This window comes from Paraburkholderia sp. SARCC-3016 (genome assembly GCF_031119615.1).
Lineage (GTDB): Bacteria > Pseudomonadota > Gammaproteobacteria > Burkholderiales > Burkholderiaceae > Paraburkholderia.
On sequence record NZ_JAVHZD010000004.1, the window covers coordinates 99,213 to 122,334 of the forward strand.

Genomic DNA, 23,122 nt, shown 5'->3' on the forward strand with positions numbered 1-23,122 from the left:
GCCGCGCACCGGCGCCGGCCCTTGCGGCCCAGGCGTCCGTTAAGCAGGCGCTGGCCGGTCGCTGCCTGGATCGCGCTGTTGCCGATGCTGCTGACGGTGATATTCGCGTATCTGGGCACGATGGTCTGGACCGCGCGCGTGTCGTTCAGCAACTCGCGCACGTTTCCGTCGAACGACTTCGCCGGTTTCACGCAGTACGCGCGGCTCTTTCATAACGACCGCTGGCTCGTGTCGCTGCAGCATATCGTGCTGTACGGCGCGTGCTTTATCGTCGCGTGCATCGTGCTCGGCATGCTGCTCGCCATCTTCATCGATCAGCGCGTGAGTGCCGAAGGCGTGTTGCGCACGATCTTTCTCTATCCGTATGCGATGTCGTTCGTCGCGACCGGCCTCGTCTGGCAGTGGATCCTGAATCCCTCGCTCGGCGCGCAGGCCGTGCTCAGAAAGATCGGCTTCGCGCATGCGCATTTCGACTGGATCGTCGATCAGGACCGGGTCGTCTATACGCTCGTCATCGCAACGGTCTGGCAGGCGTCGGGGCTCGTCATGGCGCTGATGCTCGCGGGGCTGCGCGGCGTCGACGACGAGCTATGGAAAGCCGCGCGCCTCGACGGCATTCCGCGCTGGCGCGTGTACGTGAGCATCGTGATTCCGATGCTCGGGCCGTCGCTTTCGACGGCGTTCGTGCTGCTGTTCGTGATGGTCGTGAAGCTCTACGACGCGGTGGTCGCGATGACGCAAGGCGGCCCCGGCACCGCGAGCGAAGTGCCGGCGAAGTTCATCATGGATTACCTGTTCGGCCGCGCGAACATCGGGCTCGCGTCGGCGGCATCGGTCGTGATGCTGCTGACGGTGCTCGCGATCCTCGCGCCGTTTTTCTATGCAAGAAGCCGCGCCGCTGCGCGAAAGGACGTGTGACACATGAGCACGCTCGATCCTGCCGAAGGCGCCGCCGCTTCGCCGCAACGGCGCGGCCCGGGCAAAGACGCCGTAGCCGCGGCAGCGCGCGCGCCGCGTCCGCGTGCGCGGCGCCCGCGGTTTTCTCCGGCACGCCTTGGCATCTACGCGTTCCTGATAGTCTGCGCGATGTTCTTCCTGCTGCCGCTCTACGTGATGCTCGTGACGTCGGTGAAACCGATGGACGAAATCCGTCTCGGCAATCTGCTCGCGTGGCCCGCGCATCTGACGTTGCGGCCGTGGGTCGACGCATGGCAGGCCGCGTGCACCGGGCTCGACTGCAACGGCATCCAGGTCGGTTTCTGGAACTCGGTGCGCATCGTCGTGCCGAGCACCGTGCTGTCGATCGCGGTCGGCGCCGTGAACGGCTACGCACTGTCGTTCTGGCGGCCGCGCGGCGCTGGATGGCTGTTCGGCGTGCTGCTCGTCGGCGCGTTCATTCCGTATCAGGTGATGATCTATCCGATGGTGCGCGTGCTCGCGGGCGTGCACCTGTTCAGCTCGCTGCCCGGCATCGTGGTGATCCACACGATATTCGGCATGCCGGTCATGACGCTGCTGTTTCGCAACTACTACGCGGGCATACCGCTCGAGCTGTTCAAGGCCGCGCGCATCGACGGCGGCGGCTTCTGGCGCATCTTTTTCCATCTGATGGTGCCGATGTCGCTGCCGATCATCGTCGTCGCGATGATCCTGCAGGTGACCAATATCTGGAACGACTACCTGCTCGGTCTCGTGTTCGCGGGCACGAAAAACCTGCCGATGACGGTGCAGCTGAACAACATCATCAATACGACGACCGGCGAGCGTCTCTACAACGTGAACATGGCCGCGACGATCCTGACGTCGCTCGTGCCGCTCGCGGTCTACTTCGTTTCGGGGCGCTGGTTCGTGCGTGGCATCGCGTCCGGCGCGGTGAAAGGTTGAACGGAGTCGTAACGGAGCCGTAACGGAAACGTAAAAGAAGGGGAAAAGATGGCGACCGTAGCGAATGGCGCGGGCCTCGCGAATGTGGCGGTGCGCGACCTCAAGGTGCAACTGGGCGCGAACACCGTCATCGACGCGCTCGATCTCGACGTGCGCGGCGGCGAGTTCGTCGTGCTGCTCGGCCCGTCAGGCTGCGGCAAGTCGACGCTGCTGCACAGCATCGCGGGGCTCATCGACGTGAGCGACGGCAGTATCGAGATCGGCGGCGAAGACATGACATGGGCGGATCCGAAGGACCGCCGCGTAGCGCTCGTGTTCCAGTCGTACGCGCTGTATCCGACGATGAGCGTCGAGCGCAATCTGTCGTTCGCGCTGCGCATCAACGGCACGCCGAAGGCCGAGATCGAGCGGCGCGTCGCGCGCGCATCGGACATGCTGCAACTGGGGCCGCTGCTCAAGCGCAAGCCCGCGCAACTGTCGGGCGGGCAGCGGCAGCGCGTCGCAATCGGCCGCGCGATCGTGCGCGAGGCCGACGTGTTTCTGTTCGACGAGCCGCTGTCGAACCTCGACGCGAAACTGCGCACCGAACTGCGCCGCGAGCTCAAGCAACTGCATCAGCGCCTGAATGCGACGATGATCTACGTGACGCACGATCAGGTCGAAGCGATGACGCTCGCGACACGCATGGCCGTGATGAAAAGCGGCGTGATCCAGCAGTTCGGCACGCCGGCCGAGGTGTACGCGCGGCCCGAGAACCTGTTTGTGGCGACGTTCCTCGGCTCGCCGGCGATGAATCTGCTCAACGGCACGCTCGTGGTGCAAAACGACGGCGTGCGTTTCGCCGGCACGCATTTCACGCTCGACGTGTCGCGCTATCCGTTTCGCGAGGCGCCTGCGGCGGGCCGGCCATGCGTGCTCGGCGTGCGGCCCGAAGACGTGCGCGTGCATATCGGCAACAGCGGCGAGAGCGGCGAGAGCGGCGCGGACACGGCCGCGCATGCCGGCGAGCGGGCAAAAGTGTCGCTTGTCGAGCCGATGGGCAACCACCGCGTTATTTGGCTCGATTATCATGGCGCGCAGATCGCGTCGATCGATCAACAGAAAACGCCGGTCGCGGTGGGCGAAACCACCGCGTTTACGGTCGACGGCGCGCATATCTCGCTGTTCGACGAGGCTAGCAGCATGCGCCTCTGACCAGCACACCGGCAGATGGAGGCACTGTGGCAACCCTGAAAGACGTGGCGCGGCGCGCCGGAGTCGGGCTTTCGACGGCTTCGCGCGCAATTTCCGGTAAAGGGCCGGTGTCGGCCGATGCGGCCGCGCGCGTGCACGCGGCCATCGCGGAACTGAACTTCCGGCCGTCGTCGATCGGGCGGGCGATGGCGACACGCTCGCTCGGCATCATTGGCCTGTTCGTGCCGACCTTTTTCGGCTCGTACTACGGCACGATCCTCAAGGAAACCGACACGCAGTTGCGCGCCGTCCACCGTCACGTGGTGGTCGCGACAGGCTGCGGCGAGGCGTCGCCGCGCGATCAGGCCATGGAAGCCGTGCGCTTTCTGATCGGGCGCGATTGCGACGGTGTGGTCGTCATCAGCCACGATCTGCACGACGAAGACCTGCATGCGCTGCACCGCATGCATCCGCGCGTCGTGTTCCTGAACCGCGCATTCGATGCGATGCCCGACGCGTCGTTCTGCGCCGATCACCGCCGCGGCGGCGAACTCGCGGCGTCGACCTTGCTTGCGCACGGCCACCGGCAGATCGCGGTGATTTCCGGGCCGTTCACGGCATCGGACAATATCGAGCGCCTCTCCGGTTTCTTCGACGAGCTCGCGCGGCACGGTATTGCGCGCGAAACGGTGCCGTTGATCGAATCGGACTTTTCGCCCGAAGGCGGCTATGCGGCCGCGCAAGCGTTGCTCGATGCGAAGCGGCCTTTCACGGCGCTGTTCGTGGCGAACGACACGATGGCGATCAGCGCGCTCGCGAAATTCCAGCAGGCCGGCATCGTCGTGCCGCGCGACGTGTCCGTGATCGGCTACGACGACGACTATGCGGCCGCGTACGCCGCGCCTGCGCTGACGTCGGTGCATATTCCGACCGCCGAGCTCACGCAGAACGCGGTCAGGTGGCTGATCAACCGTTGCTATCGCACGTCGTGGGATATCGTCCGCGAGTTTCCGGTGACGGTGACGATGCGCGCGTCGGTCGGGCCGGCGCCGCGCATCGCGTTCAACGCGTGACTATGCAACCGCGCGGCATCCGCATGTTCACGATCCGGCCGTGAAGCGTTCACGCAGCACGTATTTCTGGATCTTGCCCGAAGGCGTTTGCGGAAAACTATCGACGAAGCGCCAATGCCGTGGCGTCTTGAACGCCGCGAGATGCCGCCGGCAGTGGTTGAACAGTTCGTCCTCGTTCAGTTGCGCGCCTGCGGCCGTGCGAATGAACGCGACCACCACTTCGCCCCACGTCGTATCCGGCGCGCCGACGACGGCCGCATCGGCCACGCCCGGGTACGTGACGAGCACGTCCTCGATCTCGCGCGGATAGATGTTTTCGCCGCCGCGGATGATCACGTCCTTCAGTCGTCCATGAATGCTGCAATAGCCGTCGGGATCGATGCTGCCGAGGTCACCCGTGCGCAGCCAGCCATCGGCATCGAGTGTCAGGGCAGTCGCTTGCGGATTGTCGTAGTAGCCGCGCATGACCGCGTAACTGCGCGCGCAGATTTCGCCGATGTCGCCGACCGGCACGATCTCACCAGTGTGCGGGTCGACGATTTTCACTTCGGTGTTCGGCAGCGGGCGGCCTACGGTCAACGCGCGGCGCTCGAACGGCTCGTCGGGACGCGTGTGCGTGATATACGGCGAATGCTCGGTCAAACCGAAGCCGATCGTCACGCGCGCGGGCACGGTGTTCTCGATGCGCTCGGCGAGTTCGGCCGACACCGGCGCACCGCCGAGCCCCGCAATCCGCCACGACGACAGGTCGCGCTGCGCGAGCGTCGGATGTTCGAGCAGCGCAATCGCCATGGTCGGCACCGAAAGCGTGAACGAACCGCGTTCCGACTCGATCAGTTCGAGCATCAGGCCCGCATCGAAGCCGGGCAGCATCACATGCGTGCCGCCCGTCTGCAACGCGCCGAGCGTGACGAGGCCGCAGCCGGCGGTGTGGAACATCGGCAGCGGGTTGATCCAGACGTCGCGCTCGCGCACGCCGGCCGCTTCGGCGTTGAAGCGCGCATTGTTCACGAGCCCGCGATGACGCAGCATCGCGCCCTTTGGAAAGCCCGTCGTGCCCGATGTGTACTGGATCTGCGCGATGTCGCCGGGTTGCACGGCCGGCAGCCGCGCGTCCGGCGATTCGTCGGCGCTTGCGTACGGCAGGTCGTGCAGCGACGCGATCTCGCGCAGCGCGGGCAATTGCGCGCGCACGCCGGCGAGCGTGGCGAGCATGTCGCGGTCGCGATAGTGCGGCACGGCGAAGCAGCCGGCCGCGCGCGACTGCTTGAGCACGTACGCGAGCTCCGCTTCCTTGAAGGCCGGATTGACCGTGACGAGCACGAGGCCAGCAAGCGCCGCGCCGAATTCGAGCAGCAGCCATTCGGGGCTGCTATTGCCCCATACGGCGATGTGTTCGCCGGGCTGAAAGCGCCGTGAGAGGCCGAGCGCGATGCGCTCGGCTGCGTTCAGCAATTCGCCGTAGGTCCACGCGCGGCGCGCGTGGCGGTCCGCGCTCCCCTCGACCAGTGCGATATCGCCGGCATAGACGCGTGCTGCGCTGCGCAGCGCGTCGCCGACGGTTCGTTCGATGACCGGGTTCGACGGATCGGGGAGCCAGTGCGAATGCTGCAGGCGAGCGCGGACGGACGGCGGCGTCATCGGGCGATTTCCCTTCGTTCGTTATGGGGCGGGTCGCAACGACGCGTTCACCCGCCTACGAAAACAACGAAGGGCTTGGGTTTATTCCGCGAAACGGCGCCAGGGCACTGGCGCATGCGGATCGAAGATCGATCCGGGAGCGCGCCTCGATACACGCCGCCGGTCGGGCTTCAGACGATCTGTGCGTGCCTTAGCCACGCGTCGATCGCGTCGGCCGAAACCTGCGCGCTGCGCCAGCCGATATAACCGTCGGGCCGCACGATCCAGCCCATGCCGCCGATGCCGCCGTGCGCGCCGAACGCGGCGGCGAATGCGCCGGCCGTATCGATCAAGGTTGTCATTGTTTCGTCATGCGGCGGCGTGCAGCCGGGCGCGGCGAAGCGATGCGGTGGCTCACGCGATACACCACCGAACCGCGCACCGGTACGGCCGCGAGCGACGACACAGCACGCATGGCATCGGACCAGTTGAAACGGTACATCGGCCCGCGCGGCAGTGCCCAGTCGACATCGACGTCGGCAAGCGCAAAGGTCTGCGGATAGCGTGCGCCTTCGTACGGCAGATTCAGTTGCGCGCGCACCGTGCTGCGCGCACCGTCGCAGCCGACGAGCCATTGGCAGCGCAGCGTATGCGTCTCGCCTTGCGGACCGCGTAACAGGGCCTCTACGTCGTCGTTGGCTTCGCTAAACGCCTCGAGCGTCCAGCCATATTCGACGTGGCCGCCGTGCCGATGCAGTGCTGTTTCGAGCAAGCGTTCCGTATCGAATTGCGCGAGCGACAGCGCGCCATACGGCAGCCCTTGCAGCTGCGACAGCTGCATGCCGCCCGCGGGCGCGCCGTCCTGCCATGTTTCGCTGCCGGTCAGCCATACGCCGGTTCGGCTTGAAACGCGGTGCATACCTGTGTGCGGCAGCGCACATTCGCGCGCGGGCGCCGACCGTCACGATGATAGGCGATCTGTCTGCGCATGACGAGCGCGCCGCACGTAGCCGCCGGATCGGGAAGTTAGGAGCGCTTGTCTTCAATGACCATTCAATGACCACATCGCATCGGCATGCACCCGGTAGTTGAGGGCGCAAGCATCGAATGCACCGACCGCGGCGTCGCCGCAATCGCCGCAAACGCACGCGCGGCGAACGCCCGCATGAGCTGAACGTAATACGGCATGCCACGCCGCTTATGGAATAACGCGTGGATGCTAGCTGTTCTAGTTGCGTTGCCGCGGTCGCCCTCATGCGTTTTGCTGTTGACGGCACGGCCTTTTCCAGCCGGTCCGGCGACATCCGGGCCGAGATGTCCCCCTTCGACTCTTTCTGAGGAAAAAACAATGCACGCAGCCACGCTAAAGCAGCGCGACGGCAAGAACGTCGACCCCGCAGCCATCGCCACGTTCCGCAGCGAATTCAAAGGAGAGGCGTTGTCGCCCGGCGATGAAGGTTATGATGCGGCGCGCACGATCTGGAATGCGAGCATCGACAGGCATCCGGGTCTGATCGCGCGTTGTTCGAGCGCGTCCGACGTGATTCGCGCAGTGAAGTTCGCGCGGGCGAACGACCTGCTCGTGTCGGTGAAGAGCGGCGGCCACAACGTCGCGGGCCGCTCGCTGTGCGACGACGGCCTCGTGATCGATCTGTCGACGATGAAGCGCGTGTCGGTCGACGCGGCAACGCGCACGGTTCATGTGCAGGCCGGCGCGCTGCTCGCCGATGTCGACCGCGAGACGCATCTGCACGGCCTCGCGGTGCCGGCCGGCGTGGTCTCGAAGACCGGTATCGCGGGGCTCACGCTCGGCGGCGGCGTCGGCTTCCTCGTGCGCAAGTACGGGCTCACGATCGACAACCTGCTGTCGTGCGAAGTGGTGACCGCGAACGGCGAGCTCGTCACCGCAAGCGCCGATTCGAATCCCGATCTGTTCTGGGGGCTGCGCGGCGGCGGCGGCAACTTCGGCGTCGTCACGTCGTTCGTGTTCCGCGCGCGTCCGGTGAAGACGGTGCTCGGCGGCCTGCTGCTCTATCCGCGCGCCGATGCGCGCGACGTGTTGCGCCATTTCCGCGAGTTCATGGCGACCGCGCCCGAAGAGCTGACTGCGTATGCGGGCTTGCTGTCGACGCCGGACGGCGTGCCCGCGGTCGGCATGATCGTGTGCTATTGCGGCGGCGACCTCGCCGAGGGCGAGCGCGTGCTTGCGCCGCTGCGCCAGTTCGGCACGCCGATGCTCGATGCGATCGAGCCGATGCCGTTCCCGGTCATGCAGTCGTTCCTCGAGCAATCGTTTCCGGACAAGTCGTACAACTACTGGAAATCGACGTTCGTCAAATCGTTCAGCGACGATCTGATCGATCTGCTGATCGACCATATGGCGCGTCCGGTTTCGCCGCTGACCGCGGTCGTGGTCGAGTACTACGCCGGTGCGCCGACGCGCGTGCCGGCCGCGGAAACGGCGTTTCCGCATCGCGACCATCTGTATTACATCAACATCATGCCGCAGTGGCTCGACCCGGCTGACAACGATCGGCACGTCGCCTGGGCGCGCGGCCTGTTCGATGCGCTCCGGCCGTATTCGAACGGCGCTTATCTGCCGAATTTCTTCAGCGACGAAGTGCCCGAGCAAAGCCGCGTCGCGTATGGCGATAACTATGCGCGCCTTGCCGAGCTGAAGGCGAAGTACGATCCGTCGAACTTCTTCAGCCTCAACCAGAACATCAAACCGACCCGTTAGGCGACGCGGGTTGCGATCGCGCCTGCTATTGCGTTTGAAATTGCGCTTGAAATTGCGCCTGTTACGCGCGCGCCGCTTCGACCGGTAACTTCGTGTCTTCGACAACGGTGTCGTCGATCGGAAAGTGCAGTAGCGCCGCGAACAGGCTGGCCAGCGCGGTCGCCCCCCAGACCAGCGAGTACGAGCCCGTCACGTCGAATACGAAGCCGCCGAGCCACGCGCCGAGGAACGAGCCGAGCTGGTGGCTCAGAAAGACGACCCCGAACAGCGTGCCGAGATGCCGCGTGCCGAACACCTTCGCAACGAGTCCGCTCGTGAGCGGCACGGTGCCGAGCCATGTCAGTCCCATCACGGCCGCGAACAGCACGACCGACGTCGTCGTCTTCGGCAGCAGGAAGAATGCCGCGATGGCCGCGCCGCGAATCAGATAGAGCCAGCCGAGCACGATCTGTTGCCGGTAGCGTCCGCCGAGCCAGCCGCACGCCCAGCTGCCGGCCATGTTGAACAGCCCGATCAGCGATAGCGCGGTTGCGCCGAGGCCGATCGGCATATGGCACAGGAAAAGATAGCCGGGCAGATGCGTTGCGATGAACGCGAGCTGGAAGCCGCACGTGAAAAAGCCGAGCGTGAGCAGACGGTAGCCGCGATGGCGCGATGCATGGGCGAGCGTTGCACGTAATGAGGCCGGCTGTGCTTCGCTCGGCTTCCCCGCCGTGATGGGTGTCGCGATGGATGCCGCCACGGCGCGCGGTGCATTGGCAGGCTGCGCGCGCTCGCGGCGATCGAGCACGATGCCGAGCGGCGCCGCGAGCAACATCACGAAGGCAAGGACCAGCAGCGACGTGTTTGCGCCCGAATCGAGCCGCACCGTCTGTGCGAGCGGCACCATCAGCACCTGGCCGAGCGACCCGCCCGCGCTTGCAAGGCCCATCGCAAGGCTGCGCTGTTCCGCCGATGCCACGCGCCCCACCGCGCTCAGCACGACGCCGAAGCTCGTGCAGCTGATGCCGACGCCGACCAGCACACCGAGGCCAGCCACGAGCATCCAGCCCGACGACGAAGCCGCCGCAAGCGCGAGACCCGCGGCAAACACCGCAGCGCCGAAGGCGACCACCGGCGCTGCGCCGTGACGGTCGGCGGCCGCGCCTGCAAACGGCTGCGCAAAGCCCCAGACGAGGTTGTGCAGCGCGATCGCAAACGCGATCAGCGTGACCGGCACGCCGCGATCGAACGAGAACGGCCCGATAAAGAGGCCGAAGGTTTGCCGCACGCCCATCGCCGCGCTCATGACGAGCGCGGCCGCGGCGATCACGAGCAGCAGGTGGGACCTAAAGGGTTGCGCAGGACTGCGCAGGGCCGTCGACATCGTGGGTTCCTCCTCGCGGCCATAGTGGCAGCGCTTCGGAACGGCGACAAAGGAAAAGATTTTGATGACAGGTGAAAAATTTTCATGTCTCTTCCGGCACGCCGGAACCGGTTGCGTCCGCAACCGGTTCGACGCTCGCCGCTTCGGCGAGCAGCCAGCGCCTGAACGCAATCATTTCGGGGCGTTCGTCGTCGGCGTGTGCGCTGACGAGCCAGTAGGCCGGCCCGGCCGTGACGACGAGGCCGCTTGCGGCGACGAGCGTGCGGGCGGCAAGGTCTGCGTCGGCGAGCGGCAGCCGGCCGATGGCGACGCCGAGTCCGCCGGCGGCGGCCTCGAGCGCGAGCTGGACCGTGTCGAAGCGCAGGCCGCTCGAGGCGTCGAGGTCCTTGCAGTTGGCATCCGCGTGCGCCCCGTCCAGCCACGCTTGCCAGTCGGCGCTCGCGGTATCGACATGGATCAGCGTCGCGCGGCGCAGGTCGACCGATCCGTTGTCGCGCCCGATCAACGTCTCGAGATACGCCGGGCTGCACACGGGCACGAGCCGCTCGCCGAACAGGCGGTCGCACGTCGCGCCGGCAATCGGGCCGCGCGATAGACGCAACGCGAAATCGAAGCCGTCGGCCGGAAAGCCGACGAGCCGCCGCGACGTGTCGACGGTAACGTTGACGTTCGGCCAGCCTTCGCGAAAGCGCGCGAGGCGCGGCACGAACCAGCGCATCGCGAGCGTCGGCGCGCAGCTGACGGCGATGGTGCGGTTCGCGCGCCGGTCGGGCAGCCGCTGCGTGCCGATCGCGATCAGCGCAAAGGCCTCGGCGATATACGGCAGATACAGCTTGCCCTCGCGCGTCAGCGACAGTCCGCGGGGCTCGCGCACGAACAGCTCGACGCCGAGCGCCTCTTCGAGCCCGACGATGCCGTGACTGACCGCGCTCGGCGTCACGTTGAGCTCCGCCGCGGCGAGCTTGAAGCTTCGATGCCGCGCGGCCGCTTCGAAAAAGCGCAGCGACGATAAGGGCGGTAAGCGAAGCGGCATCGAATGTCCCCGGTGGCGTTGTGCGAGTCGTAAGGTCGGGCGAGCCCCGCCCCGCGAGGCGGCCCGACACTGAACGATAGCAAAAACGATGAAATAATCAGCCCGCTCAGGCGTTGTCCTTCGAATAGGTGCACCGCGTTCATTGCAAACGAGGCTTGAAATCGACGTGAAAGAACACCAACCCCAACACCCGGTCGCGCACGTTGGCCTGCGAGGACGCACGGCTGGCCGCATCGAGCGGCGTCGCTCGGTCTTGCGGATGCTCGGAGCCGCCGCCGTCATGGCGCGGTTCGCCGGCTCGCCGTTCGCGCGTGCGGCGACGGTGCGTCAACTGAATATCTACAGCTGGCCCGACTATTTCTCGACCACCGATCTGCGTGCCTATGCGCAGCAGTCCGGCGTCACGCCCGCGGTGTCGACATTCAATTCGAACGAGACCCTGTTCGCGAAGCTCAATAGCCCGGCGGGCGCGGGGTTCGACATCGTGATTCCGTCGTCGAGCTGGATCGCACAGTTCGCGAAGCGCGGGCTGCTGCAGGAGCTCGATCACGGCCGGCTCGATCTCGCATCGCTCGACCCGAAGCTGCTCGATCGCGAATACGACCGCGGCAACCGCTATTCGATACCGAAGGATTGGGGGCTCCTCGGCGTGCTCTACGATCCGCAAGTGACGGGCGAGATCGTCACATGGGAGGACTTCTTCAAGGCCGGCGAGAAGCCGGGCGTATCGGGCAAGGTGCGTCTGTCGGTATCGGGCTGGGAGACGATCGGGCCCGAACTGTGGATGCGCGGGCAGGACTGGAACAAGGCAAGCGCCGATCAGATCCGTGCGGCGGCCGAGCCCGTCAAACGCTTTGCCAAGCACGTGAAAACCTTTGCGACGCTGCAGCCCGATGCGGCGGCGAACGGTTCGATCGTGCTTGCGCAGACGCATCAGGCCGGCGCGCGCGCGGCGATCATGCTGAATCCGCGCCTCAAATGGGTCGTGCCGGGTCCGTTGAGCGAGCTTTGGGTGGACAACTATGCGATTGCGAAGCATGCGCCGCATCTCGACGACGCGTACGGTTTTCTCGCGTATCAGTTGCGGCCCGAAGTGCAGGTCGCCGAAACGCGCTACCTCGGTTTTCCGGCGGCGATCGCGGGTCTGCGCGACAGGATCGGGCCCGACGTGCACGACGCGGATCTGATCTTCGGCGGCAAGGGTCTCGACTTCAGCAAGCTGACGTCGTTTGTCGTCAACCCGGAAACGATCGGCGTCTATCTGCAGACGCAGACCGAAATCCGCGCGGCCGCGGGCTAAGGGCGGGGCATCGCGATGCGCGGCTTGCGCGGCGATTCGTCCACGTCGGCGTCCGGGTCGGCTAAAACGCCGTCGCGCGCGGTGCCGCTCGCCTTGCGCGAGGCCCCCGATCATCTGCTTGCGGCGCTGCCCGCGTCGTGGCTCACGGTGTTCTTTCTCGTACCGCTTGGACTGACGGCTGTATTTTCGTTCGGCCACTCGACGTTCGGCGGCGTCGAGGCCGGTTTTACGCTCGATAACTATGCGTCGGCGCTGACCGGCTTCTACGGCGCAACGCTCGCCCGAACGCTGCGTTTTGCCGCGACTGCGTCGCTGCTATGCGTCGGTGTGGCGTATCCGGCTGCCTGCTTTATCGCGTTTCACGCGCGCCGCAAATTGCTCGCATTGACGCTGATTCTGGTGCCGTATTTCTCGAGCTTCCTGATTCGCGTGATGTCGCTGCGCATGGTGCTCGCGCGGCACGGCCTGGCCGAAGCGCTACTCGACGCGGTGGGATTGCATACGGGCGCACTCGATGTGCTCGATACGCCGGTTGCGGTGTTTATCGGCATGGTCTACGTCTATTTGCCGATTGCGATCGTGCCGCTTGCGGTCGTGCTTGAACGGATTCCGCGCGAACTGATCGACGCGAGCGAAGACCTCGGCGCGACGCGCTGGCGCACGTTCTGCGCGGTGATTCTGCCGCTGAGCCGCCCCGGCATCGCGACCGCGCTGTTGCTGACCGCCGTGCCGATGCTCGGCGAAATGGTTATTCCGACGCTGCTCGGCGGCGGACGCGGCGTGTTGATGGGGCAGGCGATTGCCGAGCAGTATCTCGATGCGCAGAACTACGCGTTGGGTTCGGCGATGGCGATGGCCGTGCTGATTGCCGTCGCGGTACTGGTCGCGTTGCTGGCGCGCGTAACAGCGGGCTTCGCGGAGACGGGGCGATGAACGGGCAGCGTGCTTCGTCGTCCGACAGGTTGCGTGCGCAACAAGCTGCGACGCGACCGCGCTTCAGTTCACGCTTGAGCTTCGCGCAAACGGGCCTCAGGGCCTGGTACGCACTCGTCGTCGTGTTTCTGTTCGTGCCGATTGCGACCGGCATCGTGTATTCGTTCAATCTCGGCGTCGACAACAAGCAGACCGCGACGCTGACCGGCTGGACGCTGCAATGGTATGCAGCCGCGTGGAGTGACCTGTCGCTGCGGCATGCGGTTGAAGAGAGCGTAATCGTCGCGGCGTGGTGCGCGCTGCTGTCGGTGCTGCTCGGCACGATGCTCGGGTTTGTCGTCGTGCGGCATCGGGTGCGGCGCGTGCGGCGCCTGCTCACGCTGATCACGTATCTGTTGCTGATCGTGCCCGAATCGGTGATCGGCATTTCGCTGCTGCTGTTCTATGCGGTGACGGGCGTGCCGCTCGACACGGCGACGCTCGTCGCGGGCATCACGCCAACCGGCATCGCCGTGGTCGCGCTCGTGGTGCGCGCGCGCATGCTGACGCTCGATCGCGACCTCGAAGACGCCGCCGCCGATCTGGGCGCCACGCGCACCGCGACGCTGCGCCATATCGTGCTGCCGCAACTCGCGCCGGCCGTCGCGGCGGGCGGCGTGATGGCTTACACGTTCTCGTTCGATAATCTCGTGATTTCGGCCTTTCTGACGACGCCGCAAACAGGCACGCTGCCCGTGTATCTGTACGGCAGCCTGCAGTATGGTCCGTCGCCGGCCGTGTACGCGGCTGCGTCGGCGGTGTTCGTCTTTACGGTGGCGATGCTCGCGGTGGCGGCGCTGTTGTATCGGGCGATGCGGCAGCGCTCGTCGTCGCGGGTTTGTTCGCCTGAACACGCTGCGCAGACCGCGTCCGCGTAAGCGATCGGCGCTAACGGGCAAAACGCTCAAAGGTAAAGGTATTCGATGTCCCGCTTCGATCTTCGCTTGCTGCTCGATCCGCCGCGTTATCCCGCTGACCGTTACGCGCCGCTTGCCGATCGCATCAAGCGGCTGTTCGCGACGACGCGAGGCGACGTCGTGTTCGTGCAGGCCGAGGCGACTCTCGCGCTCGAGGCCGTGGCAACGAGCATCGCGCGGCCCGGACTGGTCGCCGTCAACGTGGTGACGAGCCCGTATGGCGCCTGGTTCGGCGCGTGGCTCGCGCGCGGCGGCGCGACGGTTCATCAGGTGAACGCGGCGCCGGGGCAGCCGATCGAGGCCGCCGCGGTGTCCGCCTGTGTCGACCGATTGGCGCATGTGGATGTCGTCGCGGCCGTGCATGCGGAATCGTCGAATGGCGCGCTCAATCCGCTGGGCGCATTGGCGGCGCTCGCGCGATCGCGTCAGGCCTTGTTCGTTGTCGATGCGGTCGCTTCGGTGGGCGGGCATCCGATCGACTTCGACGAGCATGACATCGATATCGCGGTGATCGGGGCGCAAAAAGCGCTCGCGGGGCCGGCCGGCGTCTCGGCGGTCGCGGTCAGCGCGCGTGCGTGGGCGCATATCGACGCTCGGCCGGACTTCGCGCCGTCGAGCCTGTCGCTTGCGGAACTCAAGCGCAACTGGCTCGACCGTGGCCGGCTTGCGTTGCCAGGCACGCCGCCCGCGCTCGAATTCTGGGCGCTCGATGCGGCGCTCGATCGCGTCGAAGCCGAGGGCGTCGCACAGGTTATCGCGCGGCATCGGCAGGCGGCGCAGGCGAGCCGTGCGGGGTTGCGTGCGCTCGGCGTCGAGCCGTGGATAGCAGCGGACGAGGCGGCGTCCGCGCTCGTGACCTCGGTGCGGGCGCCGGAGGGCATTCATGCAAACGTCCTGATCGCGGATGCGGCGAAGCTCGGCGTGGAATTGCTGCCGGGCTTCGGCGAAATCGAAGGACGGATCGTGCGGCTCGATCACACCGGTTTGCGCGCGTCGTTCGACGCGGTGCTCGCGAATGTGACGGCGTTTGGCGCGGTTCTCGAGCGGCGCGCAGTGAAGGTCGATATTGGTGCGGCGGTGAGGGCCGTGAGGGATGTCTATGCCGTCTGAGCGCGATGTGCATCGTTAGAAGCGACATCTCCTGAATGGGCTAACGCTTTAGCGGCTGGTGCTCGATAGGAGAAATCCGATTTAGCGCGAAGCGTTGTATCCGGCTCATTGCTGTCTCGTGTGACGAGACGGAAAGCGCGGTCGCGCGTTAGTTTACGCGTCGTTAGAAGTTAGCAATCCAAACGACGCGGATGAACCGGAATAACTACCGGCTGATTTATAGCCGGCTCAGAGAAATGCCTGTCGCAGTCAGCGAAACGACGGCGGCAAGTGGAAAAGAAACGGGGCGGACTGGAAGGACCCGAAGCGCGGCGCGGAAAATTCCTGCTGTCTTGCCGTTCGAACTGAAACAGATCGCCATTGTCGCGTCGGTGCTAACGGGCGCTTTGCCTGCGGGGGCTGATGCGCAGACGCCGGGCGGAATCGTTCCGTGGGGTCCGAATGCGCCTGCAATCGTTCAGACGCACAACGGACTGCCGCAGGTGAATATCAACCGGCCGTCCGGCGCGGGCGTGTCGATGAACACCTACGGCCAGTTCGATGTGCAGCCGCGCGGCGCGATTCTGAACAACTCGCCGGCGATCGTGCAGACGCAGCAGGCCGGTGCGATCGACGGCAACCCGAACCTGCGCGCCGGCGAGGCCGCGCGCGTCATCGTCAATCAGGTCAACAGCGGTGCCGCTAGCCAGATCAACGGCTATCTGGAGGTGGCAGGCCGACGCGCCGAAGTGGTCATTGCCAACGGCAGCGGGATTTCGGTCAACGGCGGCGGATTCATCAACACTTCGCGGGCGGTGCTCACCACTGGAACGCCGAACCTTGCAGCCGACGGTTCGTTGTCCGGCTTCAACGTATCGCACGGGAACATCAGCATCGCGGGCGCGGGGCTCGATGCGTCCAGTGCGGATCAGGTCGACCTGCTTGCGCGAGCAGTGCAGGCGAATGCAGCGATCCATGCGAAGAACCTGAACGTCGTGACCGGCGCGAACGCGGTCGGGCATGACACGCTCAACGCGACGCCGATTGCCGGCGACGGTCCTGCGCCGGGTGTGTCGATCGACGTCGCGAGCCTCGGCGGCATGTACGCGAACCGTATCTGGCTGGTCGGCACGGAGCACGGCGTTGGCGTGTCGACGAAAGGCGTGCTCGCGGCGCAGGCCGGCGACCTCACGCTGACGACAGAGGGCAAGCTGGTGCTGGCGGGCCAGGCGAACGCGAGTGGCGATCTGATCGTCACTGCGCGCGATGGCATCGACAATATCGGCACGACGTACGCAAAGCAGAACGTGATGCTGAGCACGGCCGGCACGCTGGCGAACAGCGGTCTGTTTGCCGCGCAGCAGAACACGACCGTCAGCGCCGGCTCGGTGAGTTCGACCGGCACGCTCGCGGCCGGCCTGAACGGCGATGGGTCGCTCGCGCAGTCTGGCGACCTGAATGTCAGCGCGTCCGGCGCTGTCACGGCGACTGGCCGCAATGCGGCGGGCGGCAATGCGGTCGTAAGCGGTGCGGCGGTCAATCTCGCGGGCAGCACCACTTCTGCCAACGGCGCGATAGCGCTCGCGGCGAACGGCGGGGACCTGAATCTGTCGGGCGCGACCACGACCGCGGGCGGCTCGCTCGACGCGCGCGCGGCAGGCACGCTCACGAACGACAGCGGTGCGATGTCGTCGGGCGGCGCGCAGACTATCACGGCGCACGCGGTTTCGAACCGGGGCGGGCGGATGGTCGCGCCGCATCTGACGGTGACAGCGAGCGGCACGCTCGACAACAGCGGTGGCGACATCGACGCAAACGAGCTCGCGCTGCACGCGACGAACCTGCTGAATCACGCGGGCACGATGACGCAATACGGCCTGTCGTCGATGGGATTCGACGTTAGCGGCACGTTCTCGAACGTCGGCGGCCAGATCATCGCGGCGGGCCAGATCGACATGCAGGCCGGAAGTCTGAACAACGCGCAAGGCGTGGTCGCCGCACACGGAAACATCGCAGCCACGATTGCGGGCGACCTCAACAACGCGCAAGGCACGGTCCGTTCGCTCTCGTCGCTGTCGCTCGCAAGCGGCGGCACGCTGACGAACACCGATGGACAGATCCAGTCCGGCACGGGCACAGCGGGCGACGCGGGCACGCTCGCGATTCATGCCGCTGCCGTCGAGAACACGGACGGTCTTATCAGCAACCTCGGCACGGGCAACACGACGGTGCAGGGCGGCAGCCAGACCGTCAACCGCGGCGGCGTGATAACGGGCAACGGTCGTGTTGCCGTCGACACGTCGGCACTCGTGAACACGCAGAGCGGCCAGCGCGGCGGCCAGATCAGCGGCGCAAGCGTCACGCTGCACGGCGATACCGTCGACAACAGCGGCGGTCAGATAGGCACGCTCGCCGGCTCATACGGCGACGTCGCAATCACAACGAGCGGCGCGCTCACGAACGCGAACGGCCGGATCGGCGCGACGCACGACCTCGCCGTCCATGCCGCGACGCTCACGGGCGGCGGCTCATATAGCGCAGCCCATGACGTTGCAGTGACCGTTCAGAGCGATTTCGCGGTGACGCCCGATGTCCGGTTCAACGCGGGGCGTGACCTGTCCTTTACGCTGCCGGGTACGTTCAGCAATGGCGCGCTGGTTGAGGCGGCGAACAACCTGAATATCCGCGCGGGTGACGTGCGAAACAGCGGCACGATGATGGCGGGCGGCATACTCGCGACGCATTCGGACACGCTGGAAAACACAGGCGCGATGGTCGGAGGCAGCGTCTCGCTGAATGCGACACAAAGCCTGTCGAACGTGGGGCCGACCGCGCTGATCGGCGCGACCGACAGCGACGGCACGCTCGAACTGCTCTCGAACGACATCGAAAACCGCGACGACACGACGGCGACCGACACCCAGGCGACGACCGCGATCTACGGTTCCGGCAAGGTGGTGCTCGCAGGCGGCAAGGACGCGAACGGCAACTATACGAATGCGGGCCTGGTCCGCAACCAGTCGGGGCTGATCGAATCCACCGGCGATATGGAACTGCACGCCGGTCAGGTGACGAACACCCGCACGACGATGACGACGACCGGCCTGAACCAGCCGGTGGACCCGGGCCTGCTTGCCGGGCTCGGCATCGGCCTGTCGGGCTGTACGGCGATTCACATGGACGCCTGTTCCGCGGAGCATCCGTATGTCGGCTGGACCACGCAGGGCGACGCGAACGCAATCGGCGGCGCATACATCGAACCGCCGCACGGCGGCCAATGGAACAGCGGCTACCAGTACACGACCTACACGGGCGCGGCGGTCGCGAACCTGATTGCCGGCATCAGCCCGCAGGCGCAGGTCATCGCGGGCGGCAACCTCGATGCGTCGAATGTGGGCGTGTTCCGGAATCACTGGAGCGCGGTGGCGGCGGCCGGCGACATCGCTGCGCCCATGGCGCTCGACCAGGACAGCTGGCAGGGTCAGACAGCACCGGGCGTACAGGTTACGTATTCGGGCTACTACCACTACACGAACTACGACCACAGCGTTACGGACTGGACCTTGCCGTTCGGCGATGCGCCGTTCATCGGCTCGCGGCCGGGCGGTTACGCGCAGGCCGCGCCGGCCGATGTCCGCCATTACGCGCTGCCGTCGTATGAGTCGAGCTTCGTGGCGGGCGGCACGCTATCGGGCAGCGGCATCCGCATCGACAACACGGCGGGCAATGCGGGCGTTCCGCCGGCAGGTCTCGCGCCGGGTCAGGCGATGCCGGGCGTCGATATCGGCGGCATGGTCAATCCTGTCATCGCCGGCGCGACGGCGCAGGCCGTGCTGCAGAACCTGTCGATACCCCAGGGGGGCCTCTTCAGTCCCGCAACCGCGCCGGGCGCAACGTATCTCGTCGAAACGAACCCGGCGTTCACGAACCGGAAGACGTTCATTTCGAGCGACTACTACCTGCAACAGCTTGGCCTCGATCCGCAGACGACTGCGAAGCGCCTGGGCGACGGGTTCTACGAGCAGCAGCTCGTGCGCAACCAGGTGACGTCGCTCACGGGCAAGGCGGTGCCCGGCCCGTACACCGACCTCCAGTCGATGTACGAGTCGCTGCTCGAGGCGGGCGCGTCGCTGTCGAAGTCACTCGATCTGCCGCTCGGCATGAGCCTGTCGCCGGAACAGGTGGCGGCGCTGACGGGCAACGTCGTCATCATGCAGACCCAGGTAATTGACGGGCAGGCCGTGCTCGTGCCTGTCGTCTATCTCGCGAAGGCCAGTCAGCAGAACATGAACGGCCCGCTGATTGCCGCAACCGACATCGACATCCAGAACGCGCAGACGTTCACGAACAGCGGCACGGTGCAGGCTGGAAACGCGATGTCGATTCAGAGCAACCGCATCGGCAACGCATCTGGCACGCTGCAAAGCGGCGGCCTCATGTCGCTGACGACCAGGGGTGATGTCGACCTGACATCGGCAACGGTGAACGCCGGCAGTCTCGCGCTGAACGCGGGCGGCGACCTGTTGCTGAACACCGCGGTCAGCACAGTCGATCAGGTGAGCGCGACCGGCGCGACACGCAGGACGACGACGCTCGGCCCGATGGCGAACCTGAATGTCGCTGGCGATGCCGTCATCGTGACGGGCGGCAACGTCGAGCAAAACGCGGGCAATCTGAACGTCGGCGGCAACCTCGGTATGGCCGTGGGTGGCAACTATGCCATCGGCTCGGTGCAAACGGGCGAACACAAGATCGTCGAACGCGCGAACGGGGTGTCGAATACGGATATCAACCAGGCGACCGGTAGTTCCATCAAGGTCGGCGGCGTTTCGCAGATTGGCGTTGGCGGCGACCTGACGGCGACCGGCGCAGACATGAATCTCGCGGGCGGCGGAACGCTTGCCGCGAACGGCAATGTGACCCTGCACGCTGCGAAGTCAACTTCAACGGTCGACAGCAACAGTTCAGGCAGCGACAGCCACGGCAGCTACTCGGAATCGCTGCACCGTTCCGACGATACGCTGACGGCGACCACGCTCAATTCGGGCAATTCGCTGAGCGTCGTATCGGGCAAGGATATCAATGTCACGGGCAGCGCGATCAGTCTCGACAAGGGTACTGCGACGCTTGCGGCGGCGGGCAACGTCAACATCGGCGCAGCGACGGCAACACACGGCGAGAATTCACAGGAGCAGCATAGGCACAGCAACGTCGTGAGTGGCAAGGACGTATCCAGTTCGGGCAACGCATCCGCCACGCTCTCGCAGGGCAGCATGGTTTCGGCAGATGCCGTGACCATCGCCAGCGGCAAGGACATCAACGTGAACGGCAGCACGATTGTCGGCACGAACGACGTTGCGGTGAGTGCGGCGCATGACGTGAACATCACGACGACGCAGGACATCATGCGGTCGTCCAGCAGCTACCAGGAGAAACGCACTGGCCTGGGCGCGAGCGGCCTGACCGTGACGGTTGGCACGAACAAACTCGCGACGACGAATGAAGCGTCGAGCGTCACGAACAACGCAAGCACGGTCGGATCGCTGAACGGCGACCTGTCGATCCAGGCGGGCAACACCCTGCACGTCACGGGCAGCGACCTGGTTGCGCGCGGCAATCTCGCGGGCACGGCAGCGAACGTCATCATCGACGCGGCCGCCAATACGTCGCACGAGGCGCAGACGCAGAAGACCAGCAGCAGCGGCCTCACGATTGGTCTGGCGGGTTCGGTCGGGGATGCGATCAATAACGCCTATTCGGAAAGTCAGGCGGCGAAGCACTCTGCCAGCACGGGCAACGACCGCGCTGCTGCCCTGCACAGCATTGCCGCGGCGGGCGATATCAGTCTGGCGGGCTTAGCCAGGGCCGGCATGACACCGGACGGCAAGCCCGACATCGGCGTCAAGGTCAGCATCGGGTCGAGCAGGAGCGAAAGCCAGTCGTCCGAAGACCAGACGGCACACCGCGGCTCCAGTGTGCAGGCACGCGGCACAGCCGGGTTCGTGGCGACGGGCGGCGACCTGACTATCGCCGGGTCGAACGTCAGCGCGAACGACGTCATGCTGGCGGCGAAGAACCAGGTGAACGTCGTCAACACGACCGACACGGATTCGACGCGTAGCTCGAACAGGTCGAGCAGTGCAAGCATTGGCGTGCAGTACACCGCGGGCGGCGGCTTTGGCGTTTCTGCTGCGATGTCGAACGCACATGGCGACGCTAATAGCGATGCGTCGATCCAGAATGCGTCGCATGTGAACGGCGCGAACAGCGTCACGGTGGTATCGGGTGGGGACACGAACATCGTCGGCTCGCAGATCAACGGCAGGCAGATCGCGGCGGACGTAGGTGGCAACCTGAACATCACGAGCGTGCAGGACGTGACGAACAGCGCCGCGCACCAGAGCAGCACGGGTGGTGGATTTACCGTCAGCCAGGGCGGCGGCAGCGCTAGTTTCAGCGCGCAGAACGGCCATGCCGATTCGAACTATGCGGGCGTAAACGAACAGGCCGGCATCAATGCGGGCGACGATGGATTTGACGTCGACGTCCGGGGCAACACGGGCCTGACGGGCGGCGTGATTTCGAGCACGGCGCACCCGTCGAAGAACAGCCTGACGACTGGCACGCTCACGTTCAGCGACATCCGGAACCGGTCGCACTACAGCGCGAACAGCAACGGCATCAGTGCGGGCGTGGGTGTCGGCCCCAACACAGGCAAGGCAACCGGCCCTGGCTCGGTGCCGGGTTCGGGCGGCGTCACGCCGATGATTTCGCAGAACGAGAACGGCGATTCGAGCGCGACCACGCGCAGCGCAATCAGTGCGGGCACGATCGACGTGACGAACGGTGCGGGCCAGACGCAGGACGTTGCGGGCCTGTCGCGAGACACGACCAACACGAACGGGTCCGTTGCAAAGACACCAGACGTGAACAACATCCTGAATCAGCAGGCCGACACGATGGCGGCGGCACAGGCTGCGGGTCAGACGGTGTCGCAAGGCATCGGTGCGTATGCGGATATGAAGCGCGACGATGCGGCGGCGGAGTACAAGGCCGCTTCTGACCGCGGCGACAGCGCGGGCATGGCCGCGGCGGCGGCGGACTACAACAACTGGAAGGAAGGCGGCGATTCGCGTGCGGAACTGCACGTCGCAGGCGGCGCGCTGATTGGCGGGCTCGGCGGTGGCAGCGCGTTCAGCACGATTGGCGGCGCGGCTGGCGCGGGCATGGCGTCGAAGATGGCTGGAGCGCTGAGCGATATCTCGAAGGGTGTCGCGTCAGCGACGGGGTCGGACCTTGTCGGCAGTCTTGCCGCCAATATTGCTGCGGGCGTGAGCGGTGTTGCGCTCGGCGGTACAGCGGGTGCGGCGATGGGCTCGAACGTCCACCTGTACAACCAGTCGGTCGACGATGAACGAGCGCTGACGGGCGATCCTGAGAAGAAGTCAACGTCATTGTTCTCTCTCGCGATGCAAGGCATTGCGAACGGCTTGAGCGCGATCGTTGGTATGGGCGGTGGCGAACCCCCTGTCGCAAGTCCTGGGTTAGTTCTCGCAGATGCGAGTGCCGTAAACGCCGCGTTGACAACGCCGGGATATGTGCCAGGCAACGCGATCTTCTCAAAGGGTTCGGACAACGGCACCCCCAGCCCTGCGCTATCAGATGATCCCTATAACCCGTCAAACGTTGATGCTCGGGTGAAGCCCACCTACCAGACGAATCCGGCGCACGATACTAGCAGCCCACTGTATAACCCCAAAAAAACTCCCGAGCCGGCAGATGCTCAGAGTGCGTACCAGGACGGCGCGGTGCGTGGGGGCATGGGAACTTGGTACGCGCTGGGTGAGACCGGCTACTATCAATACTTCTCGGACAACGCTGGGACAGTCCATTTCAGCGGCACGATCCCGGCTTCGAAGGTTCCGGCGAGCGTTCTGAAAATCTTAGGGAAATGA

At 65.7% G+C, this 23,122-nt stretch carries 15 protein-coding genes; 10 read left to right on the forward strand and 5 right to left on the reverse strand.

Annotated elements, in window-relative coordinates:
• The first annotated feature begins 84 nt into the window (after positions 1 to 84).
• Genes QYH69_RS05765 through QYH69_RS05780 form a run of 4 tightly spaced genes read left to right on the forward strand, consistent with a single transcriptional unit; the run spans position 85 to position 4,130 of the window.
• On the forward strand, positions 85 to 918 hold the full coding sequence (locus QYH69_RS05765; RefSeq protein ID WP_308831079.1) for a sugar ABC transporter permease: 834 nt from the start codon (positions 85 to 87) through the stop codon (positions 916 to 918).
• 3 nt (positions 919 to 921) lie between these two features.
• Positions 922 to 1,884: a carbohydrate ABC transporter permease gene (locus tag QYH69_RS05770; protein ID WP_308830928.1), complete on the forward strand. Its 963-nt coding sequence runs from the start codon at positions 922 to 924 to the stop codon at positions 1,882 to 1,884.
• Positions 1,885 to 1,932: 48 nt separating this feature from the next.
• Positions 1,933 to 3,078, forward strand: coding sequence for an ABC transporter ATP-binding protein (locus QYH69_RS05775; RefSeq protein ID WP_308830929.1), 1,146 nt, complete (start codon positions 1,933 to 1,935; stop codon positions 3,076 to 3,078).
• Positions 3,079 to 3,104: 26 nt separating this feature from the next.
• Positions 3,105 to 4,130: a substrate-binding domain-containing protein gene (locus tag QYH69_RS05780; protein ID WP_308830930.1), complete on the forward strand. Its 1,026-nt coding sequence runs from the start codon at positions 3,105 to 3,107 to the stop codon at positions 4,128 to 4,130.
• A 27-nt stretch (positions 4,131 to 4,157) separates the two neighbouring features.
• On the opposite strand, the gene QYH69_RS05785 is transcribed toward QYH69_RS05780, so the two are convergent.
• From QYH69_RS05785 to QYH69_RS05795, 3 genes are all read right to left on the reverse strand, one after another.
• A complete protein-coding gene (locus tag QYH69_RS05785) occupies positions 4,158 to 5,771 on the reverse strand; it encodes an AMP-binding protein (RefSeq protein ID WP_308830931.1) in 1,614 nt (537 codons plus the stop codon).
• A gap of 170 nt (positions 5,772 to 5,941) precedes the next feature.
• On the reverse strand, positions 5,942 to 6,112 hold the full coding sequence (locus QYH69_RS05790) for a hypothetical protein (RefSeq protein WP_308830932.1): 171 nt from the start codon (positions 6,110 to 6,112) through the stop codon (positions 5,942 to 5,944).
• Positions 6,109 to 6,669 carry an FAD-dependent monooxygenase gene (locus QYH69_RS05795; protein WP_308830933.1) on the reverse strand — a complete coding sequence of 187 codons (561 nt, stop codon included), beginning with the start codon at positions 6,667 to 6,669 and terminating at the stop codon, positions 6,109 to 6,111. Before QYH69_RS05795 ends, QYH69_RS05790 begins: the two co-directional genes overlap by 4 nt.
• Positions 6,670 to 7,098: 429 nt before the next feature.
• On the opposite strand from QYH69_RS05795, the gene QYH69_RS05800 reads away from it, so the two are divergent.
• On the forward strand, positions 7,099 to 8,490 hold the full coding sequence (locus QYH69_RS05800) for an FAD-binding oxidoreductase (protein WP_308830934.1): 1,392 nt from the start codon (positions 7,099 to 7,101) through the stop codon (positions 8,488 to 8,490).
• 61 nt (positions 8,491 to 8,551) lie between these two features.
• On the opposite strand, the gene QYH69_RS05805 is transcribed toward QYH69_RS05800, so the two are convergent.
• The gene (locus QYH69_RS05805; RefSeq protein WP_308830935.1) at positions 8,552 to 9,856 is read right to left on the reverse strand and encodes an MFS transporter; all 1,305 of its coding nucleotides are present in this window, start codon (positions 9,854 to 9,856) and stop codon (positions 8,552 to 8,554) included.
• An 82-nt stretch (positions 9,857 to 9,938) separates the two neighbouring features.
• Entirely contained in the window at positions 9,939 to 10,889 is a 951-nt protein-coding gene (locus tag QYH69_RS05810; RefSeq protein ID WP_308830936.1) for a LysR substrate-binding domain-containing protein, read from the reverse strand.
• 280 nt (positions 10,890 to 11,169) lie between these two features.
• On the opposite strand from QYH69_RS05810, the gene QYH69_RS05815 reads away from it, so the two are divergent.
• The 5 genes from QYH69_RS05815 to QYH69_RS05835 all read left to right on the forward strand — a co-directional run bounded on the left by QYH69_RS05815 (position 11,170) and on the right by QYH69_RS05835 (position 23,122).
• Positions 11,170 to 12,189: a spermidine/putrescine ABC transporter substrate-binding protein gene (locus QYH69_RS05815; RefSeq protein ID WP_308830937.1), complete on the forward strand. Its 1,020-nt coding sequence runs from the start codon at positions 11,170 to 11,172 to the stop codon at positions 12,187 to 12,189.
• A 15-nt stretch (positions 12,190 to 12,204) separates the two neighbouring features.
• Positions 12,205 to 13,122 (forward strand): ABC transporter permease, encoded by a 918-nt coding sequence (locus QYH69_RS05820; RefSeq protein WP_308830938.1) that lies wholly within the window; start codon positions 12,205 to 12,207, stop codon positions 13,120 to 13,122.
• Complete coding sequence (locus tag QYH69_RS05825) at positions 13,119 to 14,039, forward strand: ABC transporter permease (protein WP_308830939.1); 921 nt, start codon at positions 13,119 to 13,121, stop codon at positions 14,037 to 14,039. The genes QYH69_RS05820 and QYH69_RS05825 overlap by 4 nt, the downstream gene beginning before the upstream one ends.
• Positions 14,040 to 14,084: 45 nt before the next feature.
• On the forward strand, positions 14,085 to 15,188 hold the full coding sequence (locus QYH69_RS05830) for an aminotransferase class V-fold PLP-dependent enzyme (RefSeq protein WP_308830940.1): 1,104 nt from the start codon (positions 14,085 to 14,087) through the stop codon (positions 15,186 to 15,188).
• 191 nt (positions 15,189 to 15,379) lie between these two features.
• On the forward strand, positions 15,380 to 23,122 hold the full coding sequence (locus tag QYH69_RS05835) for a hemagglutinin repeat-containing protein (protein ID WP_308830941.1): 7,743 nt from the start codon (positions 15,380 to 15,382) through the stop codon (positions 23,120 to 23,122).

Excerpts from the sequence above, each read along its gene's own strand:
- QYH69_RS05800 (WP_308830934.1), top strand. The coding sequence starts at position 7,099 with ATGCACGCAGCCACGCTAAAGCAGCGCGACGGCAAGAACGTCGACCCC.
- QYH69_RS05775 (WP_308830929.1), top strand. The coding sequence starts at position 1,933 with ATGGCGACCGTAGCGAATGGCGCGGGCCTCGCGAATGTGGCGGTGCGC.
- QYH69_RS05765 (WP_308831079.1), top strand. The coding sequence starts at position 85 with ATGCTGCTGACGGTGATATTCGCGTATCTGGGCACGATGGTCTGGACC.
- QYH69_RS05810 (WP_308830936.1), bottom strand. The coding sequence starts at position 10,889 with ATGCCGCTTCGCTTACCGCCCTTATCGTCGCTGCGCTTTTTCGAAGCG.
- QYH69_RS05790 (WP_308830932.1), bottom strand. The coding sequence starts at position 6,112 with ATGACAACCTTGATCGATACGGCCGGCGCATTCGCCGCCGCGTTCGGC.
- QYH69_RS05805 (WP_308830935.1), bottom strand. The coding sequence starts at position 9,856 with ATGTCGACGGCCCTGCGCAGTCCTGCGCAACCCTTTAGGTCCCACCTG.
- QYH69_RS05820 (WP_308830938.1), top strand. The coding sequence starts at position 12,205 with ATGCGCGGCTTGCGCGGCGATTCGTCCACGTCGGCGTCCGGGTCGGCT.
- QYH69_RS05825 (WP_308830939.1), top strand. The coding sequence starts at position 13,119 with ATGAACGGGCAGCGTGCTTCGTCGTCCGACAGGTTGCGTGCGCAACAA.
- QYH69_RS05830 (WP_308830940.1), top strand. The coding sequence starts at position 14,085 with ATGTCCCGCTTCGATCTTCGCTTGCTGCTCGATCCGCCGCGTTATCCC.
- QYH69_RS05785 (WP_308830931.1), bottom strand. The coding sequence starts at position 5,771 with ATGACGCCGCCGTCCGTCCGCGCTCGCCTGCAGCATTCGCACTGGCTC.
- QYH69_RS05795 (WP_308830933.1), bottom strand. The coding sequence starts at position 6,669 with ATGCACCGCGTTTCAAGCCGAACCGGCGTATGGCTGACCGGCAGCGAA.
- QYH69_RS05770 (WP_308830928.1), top strand. The coding sequence starts at position 922 with ATGAGCACGCTCGATCCTGCCGAAGGCGCCGCCGCTTCGCCGCAACGG.
- QYH69_RS05815 (WP_308830937.1), top strand. The coding sequence starts at position 11,170 with ATGGCGCGGTTCGCCGGCTCGCCGTTCGCGCGTGCGGCGACGGTGCGT.
- QYH69_RS05835 (WP_308830941.1), top strand. The coding sequence starts at position 15,380 with ATGAACCGGAATAACTACCGGCTGATTTATAGCCGGCTCAGAGAAATG.